Raw genomic sequence first — 14,209 nt, forward strand, 5'->3', positions numbered from 1 at the left:
GGTCGGCGCATGCGGGTGTACATCCCGGCGACCCTGGCCATGCTCGAGGCGCTGGTCGCCGACGGGGGACTGCGGCCGGTCAGCGGCACCGCGTTCGCGGTGACCCCGACGCTGCGCGAGGCCTATGCCAGCGGCGGTGACGACGAGCTGGCCGAGATCGCGCTGCGCGACGCCGCGGTGGCCTCGCTGCGGCTGCTGGCCGGTGACCGGGGCGAGCCGGACACCCGGCCGGTGCGCCGGGCGGTGCTGGTCGCCGACGCCGAGGCCGTCGCCCGCCCCGACCTCGACGACGCGGTGGTGCGGCTGACCGGGCCGGTCGCCCTCGACGACGTGGTCGCCGCCTACGTCGACAACGCCGAGGCGGAACCGGCGGTGCGGGCCGCGGTGGCGGCGGTGGATGCCGCCGACCTGGGCGATGAGGACGCCGAACTGCTGGTCGGTGACGCCCAGGACCACGACCTGGCCTGGTATGCAACCCAGGAGCTGCCGTTCCTGCTGGAACTTCTGTGATCCACCGCTGGCTGAAAAGCCGTAACCTACGGTACCGTAGGTTGCCCATGGGGAAGAAATACATGAAGGTCCGCGCCCAGGTAGCCGACACGGTACGGCCCACGGTGGCCGGCGCCGAGCGGCACCGCGGCTGGCATCTCGCCCGCACGCTCGCCGCCCGGATCACCACGCCGCTGCTGCCCGACGACTACCTGCGCCTGGTCAACCCGCTGTGGTCGGCCCGCGAGTTGCGGGGCAGGGTGCTCGAGGTGCGCCGGGAGACCGAGGACGCGGCCACCCTGGTCATCAAACCGGGGTGGGGGTTCGACTTCGACTACGCCCCCGGCCAGTACATCGGGATCGGCCTGCTCGTCGACGGCCGCTGGCGGTGGCGGTCCTACTCGCTGACCTCCAGCCCGGTGACCGCGGGCACCGAGGCCGACGGGCGTACCATCACCATCGGCGTCAAGGCGATGCCCGAGGGGTTCCTCTCCAGCCATCTGGTCGGCGGGGTCCGGCCCGGCACCGTGGTGCGGCTGGCCGCCCCGCAGGGCAACTTCATCCTGCCCGACCCGGCGCCGCCGCAGATGCTCTTCCTCACCGCCGGTTCCGGCATCACCCCGGTGCTGTCGATGCTGCGCACCCTGGCCCGGCGCGGCCAACTCGACGACGGCGCCGACGTGGTGCACCTGCACTCCGCCCCCAGCTCCGGGGAGACCATGTTCGGCGCGGAGTTGGCGGCGCTGACCGAGGCCCACAGTGGCTACCGGCTGAGCCTGCGGGAGACCCGCGTCGCCGGGCGGCTGGATCTGGCCGGGCCGGCGGCCCTCGACGCGGCGGTGCCCGACTGGCGACAGCGCGAGACCTGGGCGTGCGGACCGCAGGCGATGCTCGACGACGCCGAACGGCTCTGGTCGGCGGCCGGTATCGACGACCGGCTGCACCTGGAGCGGTTCGCGGTGACGCGGGCGGCGCCCGCCGGTGTCGGCGGCACGGTGACGTTCGCCCGCAGCGGCCGCAGCGTCACCGTCGACGGGGCGACCTCGCTGATGGAGGCGGGGGAGGGCGTCGGGGTGCAGATGCCGTTCGGCTGCCGGATGGGCATCTGCCAGTCGTGTGTGGTCGGTCTGGTCGAGGGGCACGTCCGTGACCTGCGCACCGGCGCCGAGCATGATCCGGGCACCCGCATCCAGACCTGTGTGAGCGCGCCGTCCGGGGACTGCGTGCTCGACATCTGAGCGGCTACCCACTAGTAACCTACGGTGTCGTAGGTTACGCTGTCGTAGGTAGCGTGAAAGACCGGTCCGAGGAACTGAGAGGAGGCGCGATGGCCATCACCGATCTGCCCGCGTTCGCGCACTTGAGCGACGACGACGTGGCGAACCTCGGCATCGAACTCGACGCGATCCGCCGGGACGTCGAAGACTCGCTGGGGGAGCGCGACGCCCGCTACATCCGGCGCACGATCGCCGCCCAACGGCTGCTGGAGGTCTCCGGACGGCTGCTGCTGGCGGCCAGCGCCAAGCGGTCGGCGTGGTGGGCCGGGGCGGCGACCCTGGGCGCGGCCAAGATCATCGAGAACATGGAGATCGGCCACAACGTCATGCACGGCCAGTGGGACTGGATGAACGACCCGGAGATCCACTCCTCGAGCTGGGAGTGGGACATGACCGGCGCGTCCAAGCACTGGCGGTTCACCCACAACTTCCAGCACCACAAGTACACCAACGTCATGGGCATGGACGACGACGTGGGCTTCGGGATGCTGCGCGTGACCCGCGACCAGCGCTGGCAGCGGTTCAACCTGTTCAACGTGGTGTTCAACACGATCCTGGCGGTCGGCTTCGAATGGGGGGTCGGGTTGCAGCACCTGGAGATCGGCAAGATCTTCAAGGGTCGCGCCAACCGGCAGGCCACCCTGGTGCGGCTGCGGGAGTTCCTGGCCAAGGCCGCCCGCCAGGTGGTCAAGGACTACCTGGCGTTCCCGGCGCTGACCGCGCTGTCCCCGGGCGCCACGTTCCGCTCGACGCTGACCGCCAACGCCACCGCCAACGTGATCCGCAACCTGTGGTCCAACGCGATCATCTTCTGCGGGCACTTCCCCGACGGTGCCGAGAAGTTCACCAAGGACGACCTGGAGAACGAAACCCGCGGCCAGTGGTACCTGCGGCAGATGCTGGGCAGCGCCAACATCGACGCCGGCCCGGCCATGCGGTTCTTCTCCGGCAACCTGTGCCATCAGATCGAGCATCACCTCTACCCGGACCTGCCCAGCAACCGGCTGGCCGAGGTCGCGGTGCGGGTTCGCGACGTCTGCGACCGCTACGACCTGCCCTACACCACCGGGCCCTTCCTGGTGCAGTACGCCAAGACGTGGCGCACCATCGCCAAGTTGTCGCTGCCGAACCGCTACCTGCTGGCCAGCGCCGACGACGCCCCGGAGACCCGCAGCGAGAAGATGTTCGCCGAGTTGGGCCCGGGTTTCGCGACCGTGGAGCGGGGCCGGCGCCGCGGGCTGAAATCGGCGATCGCCGCGGTGCGTGCCCGTAGCCGCGCCGAGGGGCCCACCGCGCCGCAGGCCGACGACAGCGTGGCGGCCTGAGCCGATTCGGCTCAGGCCTCCCGCAGCGCCACCAGCAGCCGCCGCGCCGCCTCGACGCGGCGGGCGGCCGGGCCGGTTACCGCGTCCAACGCGCACTCCGGGTCGGCGGGCGGCCCCAGATGCCCGCAGCCGCGCGGACATCCGGTGATCAGCTCGGCCAGATCCGAGAACGCCAGCAGCACGTCGTCGGGTTCGGCGTGGGCCAGCCCGAACGAGCGGATCCCCGGGGTGTCGATCACCCAGCCCCCGCCGGGCAGCGGCAACGCCACCGACCCGGTCGAGGTGTGCCTGCCCTTGCCGATCTCCGAGACCGCCCCGGTCCGCCGGTCGGCGTCGGGCACCAACCGGTTGACCAACGTGGATTTTCCGACCCCGGAATGGCCGAGCAGCACCGTGGTGTGGTCGGCGAGTGTGGCGGTGAGCGCGTCGAGCGGATCGTCGAGGCCGGCGACGAGCACGGTCAGATCCAGGTCGGCGAACTGTTCGCGGATCGGTTCGGCGGGCGCCAGATCGGATTTGGTCAGGCACAGGATCGGCGTGAGCCCGCCGACGTAGGCGGCGATCAGGGTGCGGTCGACCAGCCCGGTCCGTGGCGGCGGGTCGGCCAGCGCCATCACGATCAACAACTGGTCGGCGTTGGCGACCACCACCCGTTCGGTGGGGTCGGTGTCATCGGCGGTGCGCCGCAACACCGTTCGCCGCGGTCGGCGTCGGACGATGCGGGCCAGGGTGTCCGGGCGGCCGGACAGGTCGCCGACCATGTCGACGCGGTCGCCGACCACGATCGGGGTGCGGCCCAGTTCGCGTGCCCGCATCGCGGTGACGGTGCGCTGCGCAGCGTCGTCGAGCACACAGCCCCACCGGCCGCGGTCGACCGAGACCACCATCGCGGGCCGCGCGTCGGCGTGCTCCGGGCGGATCTTGGTGCGGGGCCGGGAGCCCCGCCCGGAGCGGATCCGGACGTCGGATTCGTCGTAGTCGCCGGGCCTCACCCGTGCGGCTCACCGTCGAGCATCCGGGCCCACAGCCCCGCGAAGTCCGGCAGGGTCTTGGCGGTGGTGTCGATGTCGTCGACTTCGACGCCGGGCACCCGCAGCCCCAAAATCGCACCCGCGGTGGCCATCCGGTGGTCGGCGTAGGATCGCCACAGCCCACCGTGCAGTTCGGTGGCGGTGATGACCAACCCGTCGGCGGTCTCCTCGCAGCGGCCCCCGAGGCGGGTGATCTCGGTGCGCAGCGCCGCCAGCCGGTCGGTCTCGTGGCCGCGCAGGTGCGCGATGCCGCTCAGCCGGGACACCGAACCGGGGGCGGCGAGCGCGGCCAGCGCCGCCACCGACGGAGTGAGCTCGCCGACGTCGTGCAGGTCGATGTCGAACCCGTCGTAGCCGGGCGCGCCGGTGACCGCCAGGTGCGGGTCCTCGGGCCCGGTGTGGTGGTGCACGGTGGCCCCGGTGTGGGCCAGGATCGCGGTGACCGCCTCCACCGGTTGGATGCTCGACGCGGGCCAGCCGGCGAGCCGCACGGTGCCGCCGGTGACCACGGCGGCGGCCAGGAACGGCACCGCGTTGGACAGGTCGGGTTCGATGACCCAGTGCCGGGCGGCGACCTGGCCCGGTGCGACCCGCCAGCGGCGGGCGGCGGAGTCGTCGACGCTCACCCCGGCCTGCCGCAGCATGGTCACCGTCATCGCCACGTGCGGGGCGGAGGGCACGGTCGCGCCGGTGTGCTCGACGGTGACGCCGTCGCGGAACCGCGCCCCCGACAGCAGCAGCCCGGAGACGAACTGGGAGGACGCCGAGGCGTCGATGGCGACGGTCCCACCGGCCACCGCACCCGCGCCGTGCACCACGAACGGCAGCCCGTCACCCTCGATCCGCACGCCGAGACCGCCGAGCGCGGCCAGCAGCGGTGCGATCGGGCGAACCCGGGCGGCCTCGTCGCCGTCGAAGGTGACCGCGGCACCCCCCAGCGCCGCCAGCGGCGGCACGAACCGCAGCACCGTGCCGGCCAGCCCGCAGTCCACCTTGGCGTACGGCTCCGGGCCGATGGCCCCGCTGAGGGCCAGTTCGGAGCCGTCGCCGTCGACGTGCAGCCCCAGCGTGCGCAGCGCCGCGATCATCAGGTCGGTGTCGCGGCTGCGCAGCGCGCCGCTGATCGTGGCCGGGCCGTCGGCGAGCGCGGAGAGCAGCAGCGCGCGGTTGGTCAGCGACTTCGAACCGGGCACCCGGACCGTCGCGTGCACCGGTGTCGCCGGGCGGGGAGCGGACCAGGTGTTCACGGCTCCATCCTGCCTTGTCGCCGGTTTCTGCCACCATGGACGGTGTGTGTGGACGATTCGCGGTGACGGTCGACCCGGCACTGCTGGCCGCCGAGATCGACGCCGTCGACGAGACCGCCGGAGCCGGTCCGGCCGCCGCGGCGGGCACCGGTCCCGACTACACCGTCCCCAATTACGCCGCCCCTAATTACACCGGCCCTAATTACAACGTGGCCCCCACCACCGCGATCGCCACCGTCGTGCGCCGCCACGCCCGCCCGGAGGAGCCGGAGCCACTCGATGACCCCGCCGGTGTCGCGACCCGGCGGGTGCGGTTGATGCGCTGGGGGCTGGTGCCGCCCTGGGTCAAACCCGGCCAGGACGGGGCGCCGCAGACCACCCGGCTGCTGATCAACGCCCGCGCGGACAACGCCACCAGTTCGCCGGCGTTTCGCGCCGCGGCCCGGTCCCGACGCTGCCTGATCCCGATGGACGGCTGGTACGAGTGGCGGGCCGAACCGCCCACCGCCGTCGCCGGGCGCGCCACCCGGGCCCGCAAGACCCCGTTCTACCTGTCCCGCACCGACGGGAAACGGCTGATGATGGCCGGGCTGTGGTCGGTGTGGCGACCCGACGAGCGGTCCGCGCCGCTACTCAGCTGCGCGATCATCACCACCGACGCGGTCGGCCCGCTCGCCGAGGTCCATGACCGGATGCCGTTGCCGATCGCCGAATCGGACTGGGACCGCTGGCTGGACCCCGACACCCCGGCCGACCCCGCCCTGCTGTCGGGGACCCCCGACGCCGCCGCGATCACCGCCCGTGAGGTCTCCACTCTGGTCAACAACGTCCGCAACAACGGCCCGGAGTTGCTCGACCCGGCCGGGCCGCAGCCCTGGCAGCCGACACTGCTGTAGCGCTCGGGCAGCAAAATGCCCCGGAACCGCGGGTTCCGGGGCATTTCGGCTGCGGCCGGTCAGGCCCGCTCGACCTCGACCATCTCGAAGTCGGTTTTGGCGGCGCCGCAATCCGGGCAGCTCCAGTCCTCGGGGATGTCGGCCCAGCGGGTGCCGGGCTCGATGCCGTCCTCCGGCCAGCCCTTGGCCTCGTCGTACTCGAAGCCGCACTGCACGCAGACGAACAGTTTGTAGTCGCTCATCGGGTCACCTCCAGCTCATCGAAATCGATCTTGTCGCGCACCGCACAGTCCGGGCAGGCCCAGTCCTCGGGAATGTCGGCCCACGCGGTCCCGGGCGGAAAGCCCTCCCGGGCCGCGCCGCGGGCCTCGTCGTAGAGGTAGCCGCAGCCCGGGCAGCGGTAGGCGGCCATCAGGCCACCGCCGGGTAGCGGGCGAGCACCCTGTCACGCACCCGCGGGTGGATGTTGGCCCGGGTGATGTCACCGTCGTAGTGCTCGAGCACCCGGTGGTCCATCAGCTTCCGCCACACCGGCGGGAAGTAGGTCACCGCGATCAGCGATCCGTAACCGGCCGGCAGGTTCGGTGACTCCGCCATGCTGCGCAGGGTCTGGTAGCGCCGGGTCGGGTTGGCGTGGTGGTCGCTGTGGCGCTGCAGGTGGTAGAGGAACAGGTTGGTGACCAGATGGTCGGAGTTCCAGCTGTGCTGCGGCGTGCACCGCTCGTAGCGGCCGTTCTCCCGCTTCTGGCGCACCAACCCGTAGTGCTCGAGGTAGTTCACCGACTCCAGCAGCGAGAACCCGTAGATCGCCTGGATGACGATCAGCGGGACCAGCGCCGGGCCGAAGACGGCGACCAGCACACCCCAGAACACGATCGACATCGCCCAGGCGTTGAGCACGTCGTTGCCCGGCCAGGTCCGCGGGTTCCACGGGTTCTTGCCGAGCCGGCGGATACGTTGGGCCTCCAGGCGCAGTGCGGAGCGCAGGCTGCCGAACACGGTGCGCGGCAAGAACTCCCAGAACGTCTCGCCGAACCGCGCGGACGCCGGGTCCTCCGGGGTGGCGACCCGCACGTGGTGGCCGCGGTTGTGCTCGATGTAGAAGTGGCCGTACCACACCTGGGCCAAGGTGATCTTCGACAGCCAGCGCTCCAGCTCGTCGCGCTTGTGCCCCATCTCGTGGGCGGTGTTGATGCCCACCCCGCCGACGGTGCCGACGGTGAACGCGACCCCGATCTTGCCCAGCCAGCCCAGGCCGCCGTCGAAGCCCAGCCAGCCCAGGTCCGAGGCGGTGAACAGGTAGGCACCGAACAGCACGCTGGCGTACTGGAACGGGATGTAGGCGTAGGTGGCGTAGCGGTAATACTTGTCGTTCTCCAGCCGCGCCATCGCCTCATCGGGCGGGTTGTGGCCGTCGACGCCGACCCACAGGTCCAGCGCCGGCAGCAGCAGGTAGATCAGGATCGGGCCGATCCACAGCGGCAGCTGCGCGGCGGTGTGCCAGCCGGCCTGGTTGAGGCCCCAGCTGATCGGCAGCACCAGGAACAGCATGGTGGGCACGAACAGGCCCAGCAGCCACAGGTAGCGTTTCCGGTCCCGCCAGGCGGCGGGGCCGGCTTCGGCGACGACGGCGTCGCCGGGGTGAGTTGTCGATGTCACGTCGGTTCCCTCTTCGTCGCGATGGGCGTTGCTGGTCTCAGCCTCGCAACGACACCGCCGGGGATCGACGTGTCCAGCCGATCAACTTCGGTCCGGCGCTTGGTCCCCGCCGACAAAAGGTTTCGCGCGATTCCCGCCGGGAAGCCGCCGGTGTCAGGGGCCGCAGTAGCCCGGCGGGTTGACCTCGTCGACCCACAGGTCCACACCGAGCTCCCCGCCGGGCACGCAGTCGTACACCGACAGGTCGGTCACGCCGGACTCGAGCAGCACGTCCTCACAGAGCAGCGAGTGGCCGGTGAACTCACCCGCCGGGCGGGTGATCACCGCGTAGGCGGCGTCGGCGTAGACCTCGGGTTTGCGGGCGCGGGCCATCGCCTCGTCCCCGCCGAGCAGGTTCTGCACCGCGGCGGTGGCCACCATGGTGCGCGGCCACAGCGTGTTGGAGGCGATGCCGTCGGCCCGCAGTTCCTCGGCGATACCCAGCGCGCACAGCGTCATCCCGAACTTGGCCATCATGTACGCGGTCGGCTTCAGCCACTGCGACTCCAGCCGGATCGGCGGCGACAACGTCAGGATGTGCGGGTTCTCCCGGCCGCGCAGGTGCGGGATGCAGGCCTGCGACACCGCGTAGGTGCCGCGCACCTGGATGCCGTTCATCAGGTCGAACCGTTTCAGCGGCACCTCGGTGACCGAACCCAGGTTGATCGCCGAGGCGTTGTTGACGCAGACGTCGATACCGCCGAACTGTTCGACGGCGGCGGCCACCGCCGCCGTCACCGCCTCGCCGTCGCGGATGTCGCCGACGATCGGCAGTGCCTGGCCGCCGGCCTCCTCGATCTCGGCGGCCGCGGTGTAGACGGTGCCGTCGAGTTTCGGATGCGGTTCGGCGGTCTTGGCGATCAACGCGATGTTGGCGCCGTCGCGGGCCGCCCGGGTGGCGATCGCCAACCCGATCCCGCGACTCGCCCCGGAGATGAACATGGTTTTCCCGGCCAGCGACATGCCGTCAGCCTAATGGCCCCCGGCCGGTCGTGGTGGCGTCTGGCCGGTACGGATATCGGCGGTGACCGCTGCGGTCAGCGCGACCAGGTCGCCCGGCGCCAGCGCCACATCCCAGCCGCGTCGGCCCGCCGAGCACAGGATCTCGGTGAACTCCAGCGCGGAGGCGTCGACGACGGCGGGCAGCGACCGGCGCTGACCGAGCGGGGAGATCCCGCCGGTGACGTAGCCGGTGGCGCGCTGCGCCTCGGCCGGGTCGGCCAACCGCACCGCGGCCAGGCCCAAGGCGGCCGCCGCGGCCTTCAGCGACAGCCGGGCGGGCACCGGCAGCACGGCCACCGCCAGGCCGGCTGGACCGGCCAGAATCAGGGTTTTGAACACCTGGTCGGGGAGGATTCCGGGGTGGTCGGGGCCGGTCAGCTGCGCGACGGCTTCGGCGCCGAATCCGCGCCGCCGCGGGTCGTGGTGGTAGCGCAGCACCCGGTGCGGCACCCCGGCGGCACGCAGGGCGGCCAGCGCCGGGGTCGCCGCGGAAGCCATCCGGCCAGGCTAGCGGGGGAACAACCGGCGATGAGCGTGGTGTTGTTGGGGGCAGTCGCCGCCGGCCGCCGCTGCGGGCCGCGGCCCGACCCGTAGGATCGAGCGAAGGAGAGCCGCGGTGTTGACTGCGTGTCTGCAACGCCCGAAGGAAGGGACGGCGATGGCCGACATCGATGGTGCGCGACCGGCACCGTCGCAGACCAGCCCCGACACCCCGGCCGAAGCACACCCCGAGGTGTCCGAGGAGGACACCAACCGCGCGCCCGACGAGACCGACGAGGAACTCACCGCCCGGTTCGAGCGCGACGCGATCCCGCTGCTCGACCAGCTCTACGGCGGCGCGCTGCGGATGACCCGCAACCCCGCCGACGCCGAGGACCTGCTGCAGGAGACCATGGTGAAGGCCTACGCCGGGTTCCGGTCGTTCCGGGCCGGCACCAACCTCAAAGCGTGGCTGTACCGCATCCTGACCAACACCTACATCAACAGCTACCGCAAGAAGCAGCGTCAGCCGGCCGAGTACCCCACCGAGGAGATCACCGACTGGCAGGTCGCCGCCGCCGCTCAGCACACCTCCCGCGGGCTGCGGTCGGCGGAGATCGAGGCCCTCGAGGCGCTGCCGGACACCGAGATCAAGGCGGCGCTGCAGGCGCTGCCGGAAGACTTCCGGATGGCGGTGTACTACGCCGACGTCGAAGGGTTCCCGTACAAGGAGATCGCCGAGATCATGGGCACCCCGATCGGAACGGTGATGTCACGGCTGCACCGTGGCCGCCGGCAACTACGCAACCTGTTGACCGACGTCGCCAAGGATCGGGGATTCATCCGTGGCGACCGCGCCGCCGAGGAGGTGTCGTCGTGACCGACTTCGCATGTGGGTGCGGCTCACCCGACGCCGACCACCCCGGCTCCGACGTCGACTGCGCCGAGGTGATGGCCGAGGTCTGGACGCTGCTCGACGGCGAGTGCACCGATGAGTCGCGCAACCGGCTGCGCCAGCACCTGGAGAACTGCCCCGGCTGCCTGCGCGAATACGGGGTCGAGGAGCGGATCAAGGTGCTCATCGCGACCAAGTGCAGCGGGGAGAAGGCGCCGACCGGGCTACGCGAACGGCTGCGGGTGGAGATCCGCCGGACCACCATCGTCCGCGAACTCCACTGATCCGGCGCTGACCCGGCGGCGCGCCGGCGCGGGTCAGGCGTTGGGGCGCTTGCCGTGATTGGCTTTGCTGTGCTTACGGTCGCGCTTCTTGCGGCCACGTTTGGCCATGGGAGCCACCTCCGGGCGGTCGGTTGGATCGGATCGGAGAACACCGATCGTTCCCCACCAGTTTCGCACGCCGCCCCGGCCGGACGCCGCGGTGCCCTGTTCGCGGGCACCGCGCGTCGGTTGTGGTTCGATAGACGGGCAGCGACTGACCACCGGAACGAGCGGAGTGAAGATGGCCGAAGACGTTCGGGCCGAGATCGTGGCGAGTGTGCTCGAAGTCGTGGTCTCCGAGGGCGACGAGATCAACGCCGGTGACACCGTCGTGCTGCTGGAGTCGATGAAGATGGAGATCCCGGTCCTCGCCGAGGTCGCCGGAACGATCACCAAGGTCAGCGTCGCGGTCGGTGACGTCATCCGGGCCGGCGACCTGATCGCAGTGATCGGCTAGCCCCGGAGCCCGGCGGTGTCGACCCTCGGCAACCTGCTCGCCGATCACACGGTCCTGCCCGGCGGCGCCGTCGACCACCTGCACGCCGTGGTGGGGGAGTGGCAGCTGCTGGCGGACCTGTCCTTCGCCGACTACCTGATGTGGGTGCGCCGCGACGCCGACACGCTGGTGTGCGTGGCGCAGTGCCGGCCCAACACCGCCACGACCATGCTGCAGACCGACGCGGTCGGCACCGTCGTCACCGCCGACGAGGTGCCGCTGGTCGACCGGGCGTTCCGGACGGGGGCGATCCGCCGCGAGCAGGTGACCCGCCGGCTGGCCCTGTCGGACACCGCGATGAACGTCGAAGCCGTCCCGGTCCGCTGCGGCGAACAGGTGGTGGCGGTGCTGACCCACCAGACCGCGGTCGCCGAGCGGCGCGGCTCCAGCCCGCTGGAGACCGCCTACCTCGACTGCGCGCGCGACCTGTTGCACATGCTCTCCGAGGGCACCTTCCCGGTCGGGGACCTGGCCATCTCGCGCTCCACTCCCCGTGCCGGCGACGGCTTCATCCGGCTCGGGGTCGACGGCACGGTGCGCTACGCGAGCCCCAACGCGCTGTCGGCGTATCACCGGATGGGGCTCAAGTCGGACCTGGAGGGCCGTAACCTCGTCGCGGCCACCCGGCCGCTCATCTCCGACTCGTTCGAGGCCGCCGAACTGGCCGAGCACATCGGCGAATCGCTGACCGGCGGGTCGGGGATGCGCATGGAGGTCGACGCCGGCGGCGCGGCGGTGCTGGTGCGGACGCTGCCGCTGCTGCGGCACGGGACGCCGGCCGGCGCGGCGGTGCTCATCCGCGACGTCACCGAGGTCAAGCGGCGTGACCGGGCGTTGCTGTCCAAGGACGCCACCATCCGCGAGATCCACCACCGGGTGAAGAACAACCTGCAGACGGTGGCGGCGCTGCTGCGCCTGCAGGCCCGCCGCACCACCAACCCGGAGGGACGCGAGGCGCTGATCGAGTCGGTGCGGCGGGTGGCCTCGATCGCCCAGGTCCACGACGCGCTGTCGATGTCGGTGGATGAGGAGGTCAACCTCGACGAGGTCATCGACCGCATCCTGCCCAGCATGAACGACGTCGCGACGGTGGACACCCCGATCCGCATCACCCGCGCCGGTGCGATGGGCGTGCTCGACGCCGACCGGGCGATGGCCCTGGTCATCGTGATCACCGAGCTGGTGCAGAATGCGATCGAGCACGCCTTCGACCCGGCCGCCGCACAGCGGTGCGTGACGATCAGCGCCGACCGGTCGGCGCGCCGGTTGGAAGTCGTGGTCCGCGACGACGGCCGCGGCCTGCCCGACGGCTTCAACCTGGAGAAGTCCGACCGGCTCGGCTTGCAGATCGTGCAGACCCTGGTCTCCGCGGAGTTGGACGGCAGCCTGGCGATGCGGCCGACCGGCGCCTCCGGCGGCACCGACGTGGTGGTGCGGATCCCGCTCGGCCGGCGCAATCGGCTGTCCCACCGGTCCCCGGCCTGACCCGGACACAACAATGCGGCCCCGACGAATCGGGGCCGCATCGGAGGAAATCGAAGATCAGACGCTGCTGCGCGCGCGGGTCCGCGCATTGCGCCGCTTGAGGGCGCGCCGCTCGTCTTCGCTCATGCCGCCCCACACGCCGGCGTCCTGTCCGGTCTCCAGCGCCCAGGCCAGGCATTCGGTGACCACCGGGCAGCGCGCACAGACCAGTTTGGCTTCGGCGATCTGCGCGAGAGCCGGGCCGCTGTTTCCGACCGGGAAGAACAGTTCCGGGTCCTCGTCGCGACAGACGGCCTTGTGGCGCCAATCCATAATCTCGTTACTCCTCACGTGTGTGCGCAGCACGGCGCACCGGCATTTCTCTTCGGCTGTTTTCCGGGCGCAAAAAAGTCTGTGAACTGTTGCATCCGACCGTGTGATCGTTGCACAGCCTCGACAGATGTCAATAGGAACACTTATCCAAGTGGGCGATATCACGTCCCGGTTACGGGCTGGTCACGCGGCGGTTCCGCGCACCGCACCCGGATCATCGGGGCCATTCACGGTGCACTAAACTAAACGCACCGGCACCCGGCCACGTCATTAATGCAGGTCGACGGGGGATTTTGCGGGTGGTGCAACCACGCTCAAAGCATTCGGCACCGAGCGGAAGGTCATGTCGGTTCGGGTCCCCAGGTAATCGCCGTCGATCTGGCTGGCGATCGGTGTGTCGTGGCTCACCACCCGCAGTTCGGCGACGTCGTCGTCGCGGATGAGGTGCTTGAACTCCAGCTTGGGTTTCTTGGCGAGCATCTGGCGGACCAGTCGCAGGCTCGGCAGCACCTTCATGCTGGTGGTGGCGAACACCCCGAGCCCGGCCTCGTAGGTGGTGGTCGGGTTGGTCCACACCGGGCGGGCGTTGGCATAGGTCCACGGGCTGGTGTTGGAGACGAAGACGAAATGCACCCCGGTCGCCGGCTCGCGGCCGGGCAGGTGCAGGGTCAGCTTCGGGTCCCGGCGGCTGCTGGCCAGCACCGCGGGCACCGCCGAACGCACGTAGCGCGACATGGTGACCCCGCGCCCGGCGCGGCGGCGGGCCTCGACCGCCGCCACCACCTCGCCGTCGACCCCCATCCCGGCGCCGAAGACAGCCCACCGCTCGCCGCAGTCGATCAACCCGACCCGACGCCAGGCGCGCTGCGGCCCGTACTCGTCGAGCAGCCCGATCAGCTGGTTGGTTGCGACCACCGGGTCCGCCGCGATGCCCAGCGAACGGGCGAAGACGTTCGCCGAGCCGCCGGGCACCACCGCGACCGCGGGCAGCGGGCCGGCGGGCAGCCGGCCCGGCGGGCCGAGCATCCCGTTGACCACACCGTGGACGGTGCCGTCGCCGCCGTGGACGATCACCAGATCCACCCCGTCGCGGGCCGCTGCCCGCACGATCTCCGCGCCGTGGCCGGGATGTTTGGTCTGCTCGACCTGCAGGTGCAGCCGGCTCTGCAGCGCATGGACCAGCAGGTCGCGGCCGGCCGGCGTGGTCGAGGTGGCGTTGGGGTTCACGATCAGTACGGCGCGCACGGCTGCCG

General features: G+C 71.2%; 18 protein-coding genes. 8 read left to right on the forward strand and 10 right to left on the reverse strand.

The genetic code is table 11. The features are described 5' to 3' along the window. Positions 1 to 9: 9 nt before the first annotated feature. The 3 genes from AWC30_RS13415 (at position 10) to AWC30_RS13425 (ending at position 3,091) form a co-directional block, all read left to right on the forward strand. Positions 10 to 510 carry a DUF6912 family protein gene (locus AWC30_RS13415; protein ID WP_085110730.1) on the forward strand — a complete coding sequence of 167 codons (501 nt, stop codon included), beginning with the start codon at positions 10 to 12 and terminating at the stop codon, positions 508 to 510. 47 nt (positions 511 to 557) lie between these two features. Continuing rightward, positions 558 to 1,727, forward strand: a complete 1,170-nt coding sequence (locus AWC30_RS13420; protein WP_085110731.1) for a ferredoxin reductase — start codon at positions 558 to 560, stop codon at positions 1,725 to 1,727. 89 nt (positions 1,728 to 1,816) lie between these two features. Next, complete coding sequence (locus AWC30_RS13425; RefSeq protein ID WP_085110732.1) at positions 1,817 to 3,091, forward strand: fatty acid desaturase family protein; 1,275 nt, start codon at positions 1,817 to 1,819, stop codon at positions 3,089 to 3,091. An 11-nt stretch (positions 3,092 to 3,102) separates the two neighbouring features. Here the strand turns inward: AWC30_RS13425 and rsgA are convergent, their stop codons facing one another. Together rsgA and aroA are read right to left on the reverse strand one after the other, a co-directional pair. Continuing rightward, positions 3,103 to 4,083, reverse strand: coding sequence for a ribosome small subunit-dependent GTPase A (gene rsgA, locus AWC30_RS13430; RefSeq protein WP_085110733.1), 981 nt, complete (start codon positions 4,081 to 4,083; stop codon positions 3,103 to 3,105). Next, complete coding sequence (aroA, locus tag AWC30_RS13435; protein WP_085110734.1) at positions 4,080 to 5,369, reverse strand: 3-phosphoshikimate 1-carboxyvinyltransferase; 1,290 nt, start codon at positions 5,367 to 5,369, stop codon at positions 4,080 to 4,082. Before aroA ends, rsgA begins: the two co-directional genes overlap by 4 nt. A 44-nt stretch (positions 5,370 to 5,413) precedes the next feature. Here aroA and AWC30_RS13440 point away from each other — a divergent pair, with 44 nt between their 5' ends. After that, positions 5,414 to 6,265: an SOS response-associated peptidase gene (locus AWC30_RS13440; RefSeq protein ID WP_085110766.1), complete on the forward strand. Its 852-nt coding sequence runs from the start codon at positions 5,414 to 5,416 to the stop codon at positions 6,263 to 6,265. Between the two features lie 59 nt (positions 6,266 to 6,324). Here AWC30_RS13440 and AWC30_RS13445 read toward each other — a convergent pair whose 3' ends face one another. From AWC30_RS13445 to AWC30_RS13465, 5 genes are all read right to left on the reverse strand, one after another. Next, positions 6,325 to 6,507: a rubredoxin gene (locus AWC30_RS13445; protein WP_085110735.1), complete on the reverse strand. Its 183-nt coding sequence runs from the start codon at positions 6,505 to 6,507 to the stop codon at positions 6,325 to 6,327. Then, on the reverse strand, positions 6,504 to 6,677 hold the full coding sequence (locus AWC30_RS13450) for a rubredoxin (protein WP_085110736.1): 174 nt from the start codon (positions 6,675 to 6,677) through the stop codon (positions 6,504 to 6,506). The genes AWC30_RS13445 and AWC30_RS13450 overlap by 4 nt, the downstream gene beginning before the upstream one ends. Continuing rightward, positions 6,677 to 7,924, reverse strand: coding sequence for an alkane 1-monooxygenase (locus tag AWC30_RS13455; RefSeq protein ID WP_234808082.1), 1,248 nt, complete (start codon positions 7,922 to 7,924; stop codon positions 6,677 to 6,679). Before AWC30_RS13455 ends, AWC30_RS13450 begins: the two co-directional genes overlap by 1 nt. 153 nt (positions 7,925 to 8,077) lie before the next feature. Beyond that, positions 8,078 to 8,926 (reverse strand): SDR family oxidoreductase, encoded by an 849-nt coding sequence (locus tag AWC30_RS13460; RefSeq protein ID WP_085110737.1) that lies wholly within the window; start codon positions 8,924 to 8,926, stop codon positions 8,078 to 8,080. A 9-nt stretch (positions 8,927 to 8,935) separates the two neighbouring features. Beyond that, on the reverse strand, positions 8,936 to 9,463 hold the full coding sequence (locus tag AWC30_RS13465) for a YbaK/EbsC family protein (RefSeq protein ID WP_085110738.1): 528 nt from the start codon (positions 9,461 to 9,463) through the stop codon (positions 8,936 to 8,938). Between the two features lie 160 nt (positions 9,464 to 9,623). Here AWC30_RS13465 and AWC30_RS13470 point away from each other — a divergent pair, with 160 nt between their 5' ends. Together AWC30_RS13470 and rsrA are read left to right on the forward strand one after the other, a co-directional pair. Continuing rightward, a complete protein-coding gene (locus AWC30_RS13470) occupies positions 9,624 to 10,325 on the forward strand; it encodes a sigma-70 family RNA polymerase sigma factor (RefSeq protein ID WP_085110739.1) in 702 nt (233 codons plus the stop codon). After that, complete coding sequence (rsrA, locus tag AWC30_RS13475; protein WP_085110740.1) at positions 10,322 to 10,624, forward strand: mycothiol system anti-sigma-R factor; 303 nt, start codon at positions 10,322 to 10,324, stop codon at positions 10,622 to 10,624. The genes AWC30_RS13470 and rsrA overlap by 4 nt, the downstream gene beginning before the upstream one ends. A gap of 33 nt (positions 10,625 to 10,657) precedes the next feature. Here rsrA and AWC30_RS18325 read toward each other — a convergent pair whose 3' ends face one another. After that, complete coding sequence (locus tag AWC30_RS18325; protein WP_011728008.1) at positions 10,658 to 10,732, reverse strand: 50S ribosomal protein bL37; 75 nt, start codon at positions 10,730 to 10,732, stop codon at positions 10,658 to 10,660. Between the two features lie 172 nt (positions 10,733 to 10,904). Here AWC30_RS18325 and AWC30_RS13480 point away from each other — a divergent pair, with 172 nt between their 5' ends. Then, on the forward strand, positions 10,905 to 11,120 hold the full coding sequence (locus AWC30_RS13480) for a biotin/lipoyl-binding carrier protein (RefSeq protein ID WP_085110768.1): 216 nt from the start codon (positions 10,905 to 10,907) through the stop codon (positions 11,118 to 11,120). 15 nt (positions 11,121 to 11,135) lie between these two features. Further along, positions 11,136 to 12,644: a two-component system sensor histidine kinase PdtaS gene (locus AWC30_RS13485; RefSeq protein ID WP_085110741.1), complete on the forward strand. Its 1,509-nt coding sequence runs from the start codon at positions 11,136 to 11,138 to the stop codon at positions 12,642 to 12,644. 57 nt (positions 12,645 to 12,701) lie between these two features. Here the strand turns inward: AWC30_RS13485 and AWC30_RS13490 are convergent, their stop codons facing one another. Together AWC30_RS13490 and AWC30_RS13495 are read right to left on the reverse strand one after the other, a co-directional pair. After that, positions 12,702 to 12,956 (reverse strand): WhiB family transcriptional regulator, encoded by a 255-nt coding sequence (locus AWC30_RS13490; protein ID WP_085110742.1) that lies wholly within the window; start codon positions 12,954 to 12,956, stop codon positions 12,702 to 12,704. Positions 12,957 to 13,226: 270 nt separating this feature from the next. Next, a complete protein-coding gene (locus AWC30_RS13495) occupies positions 13,227 to 14,201 on the reverse strand; it encodes a diacylglycerol/lipid kinase family protein (RefSeq protein ID WP_085110743.1) in 975 nt (324 codons plus the stop codon). Between the last annotated feature and the right edge of the window lie 8 nt (positions 14,202 to 14,209).

The sequence above is a fragment of the Mycolicibacillus trivialis genome, assembly GCF_002102395.1.
GTDB lineage: Bacteria > Actinomycetota > Actinomycetes > Mycobacteriales > Mycobacteriaceae > Mycobacterium > Mycobacterium triviale.

What these genes read in the sequence shown, in the direction of transcription:
- AWC30_RS13415 (WP_085110730.1), top strand. Translation starts at nt 10, where the DNA reads ATGCGGGTGTACATCCCGGCGACCCTGGCCATGCTCGAGGCGCTGGTC.
- AWC30_RS13420 (WP_085110731.1), top strand. Translation starts at nt 558, where the DNA reads ATGGGGAAGAAATACATGAAGGTCCGCGCCCAGGTAGCCGACACGGTA.
- AWC30_RS13425 (WP_085110732.1), top strand. Translation starts at nt 1,817, where the DNA reads ATGGCCATCACCGATCTGCCCGCGTTCGCGCACTTGAGCGACGACGAC.
- AWC30_RS13445 (WP_085110735.1), bottom strand. Translation starts at nt 6,507, where the DNA reads ATGAGCGACTACAAACTGTTCGTCTGCGTGCAGTGCGGCTTCGAGTAC.
- AWC30_RS13450 (WP_085110736.1), bottom strand. Translation starts at nt 6,677, where the DNA reads ATGGCCGCCTACCGCTGCCCGGGCTGCGGCTACCTCTACGACGAGGCC.
- AWC30_RS13460 (WP_085110737.1), bottom strand. Translation starts at nt 8,926, where the DNA reads ATGTCGCTGGCCGGGAAAACCATGTTCATCTCCGGGGCGAGTCGCGGG.
- AWC30_RS13465 (WP_085110738.1), bottom strand. Translation starts at nt 9,463, where the DNA reads ATGGCTTCCGCGGCGACCCCGGCGCTGGCCGCCCTGCGTGCCGCCGGG.
- AWC30_RS13470 (WP_085110739.1), top strand. Translation starts at nt 9,624, where the DNA reads ATGGCCGACATCGATGGTGCGCGACCGGCACCGTCGCAGACCAGCCCC.
- AWC30_RS13480 (WP_085110768.1), top strand. Translation starts at nt 10,905, where the DNA reads ATGGCCGAAGACGTTCGGGCCGAGATCGTGGCGAGTGTGCTCGAAGTC.
- AWC30_RS13490 (WP_085110742.1), bottom strand. Translation starts at nt 12,956, where the DNA reads ATGGATTGGCGCCACAAGGCCGTCTGTCGCGACGAGGACCCGGAACTG.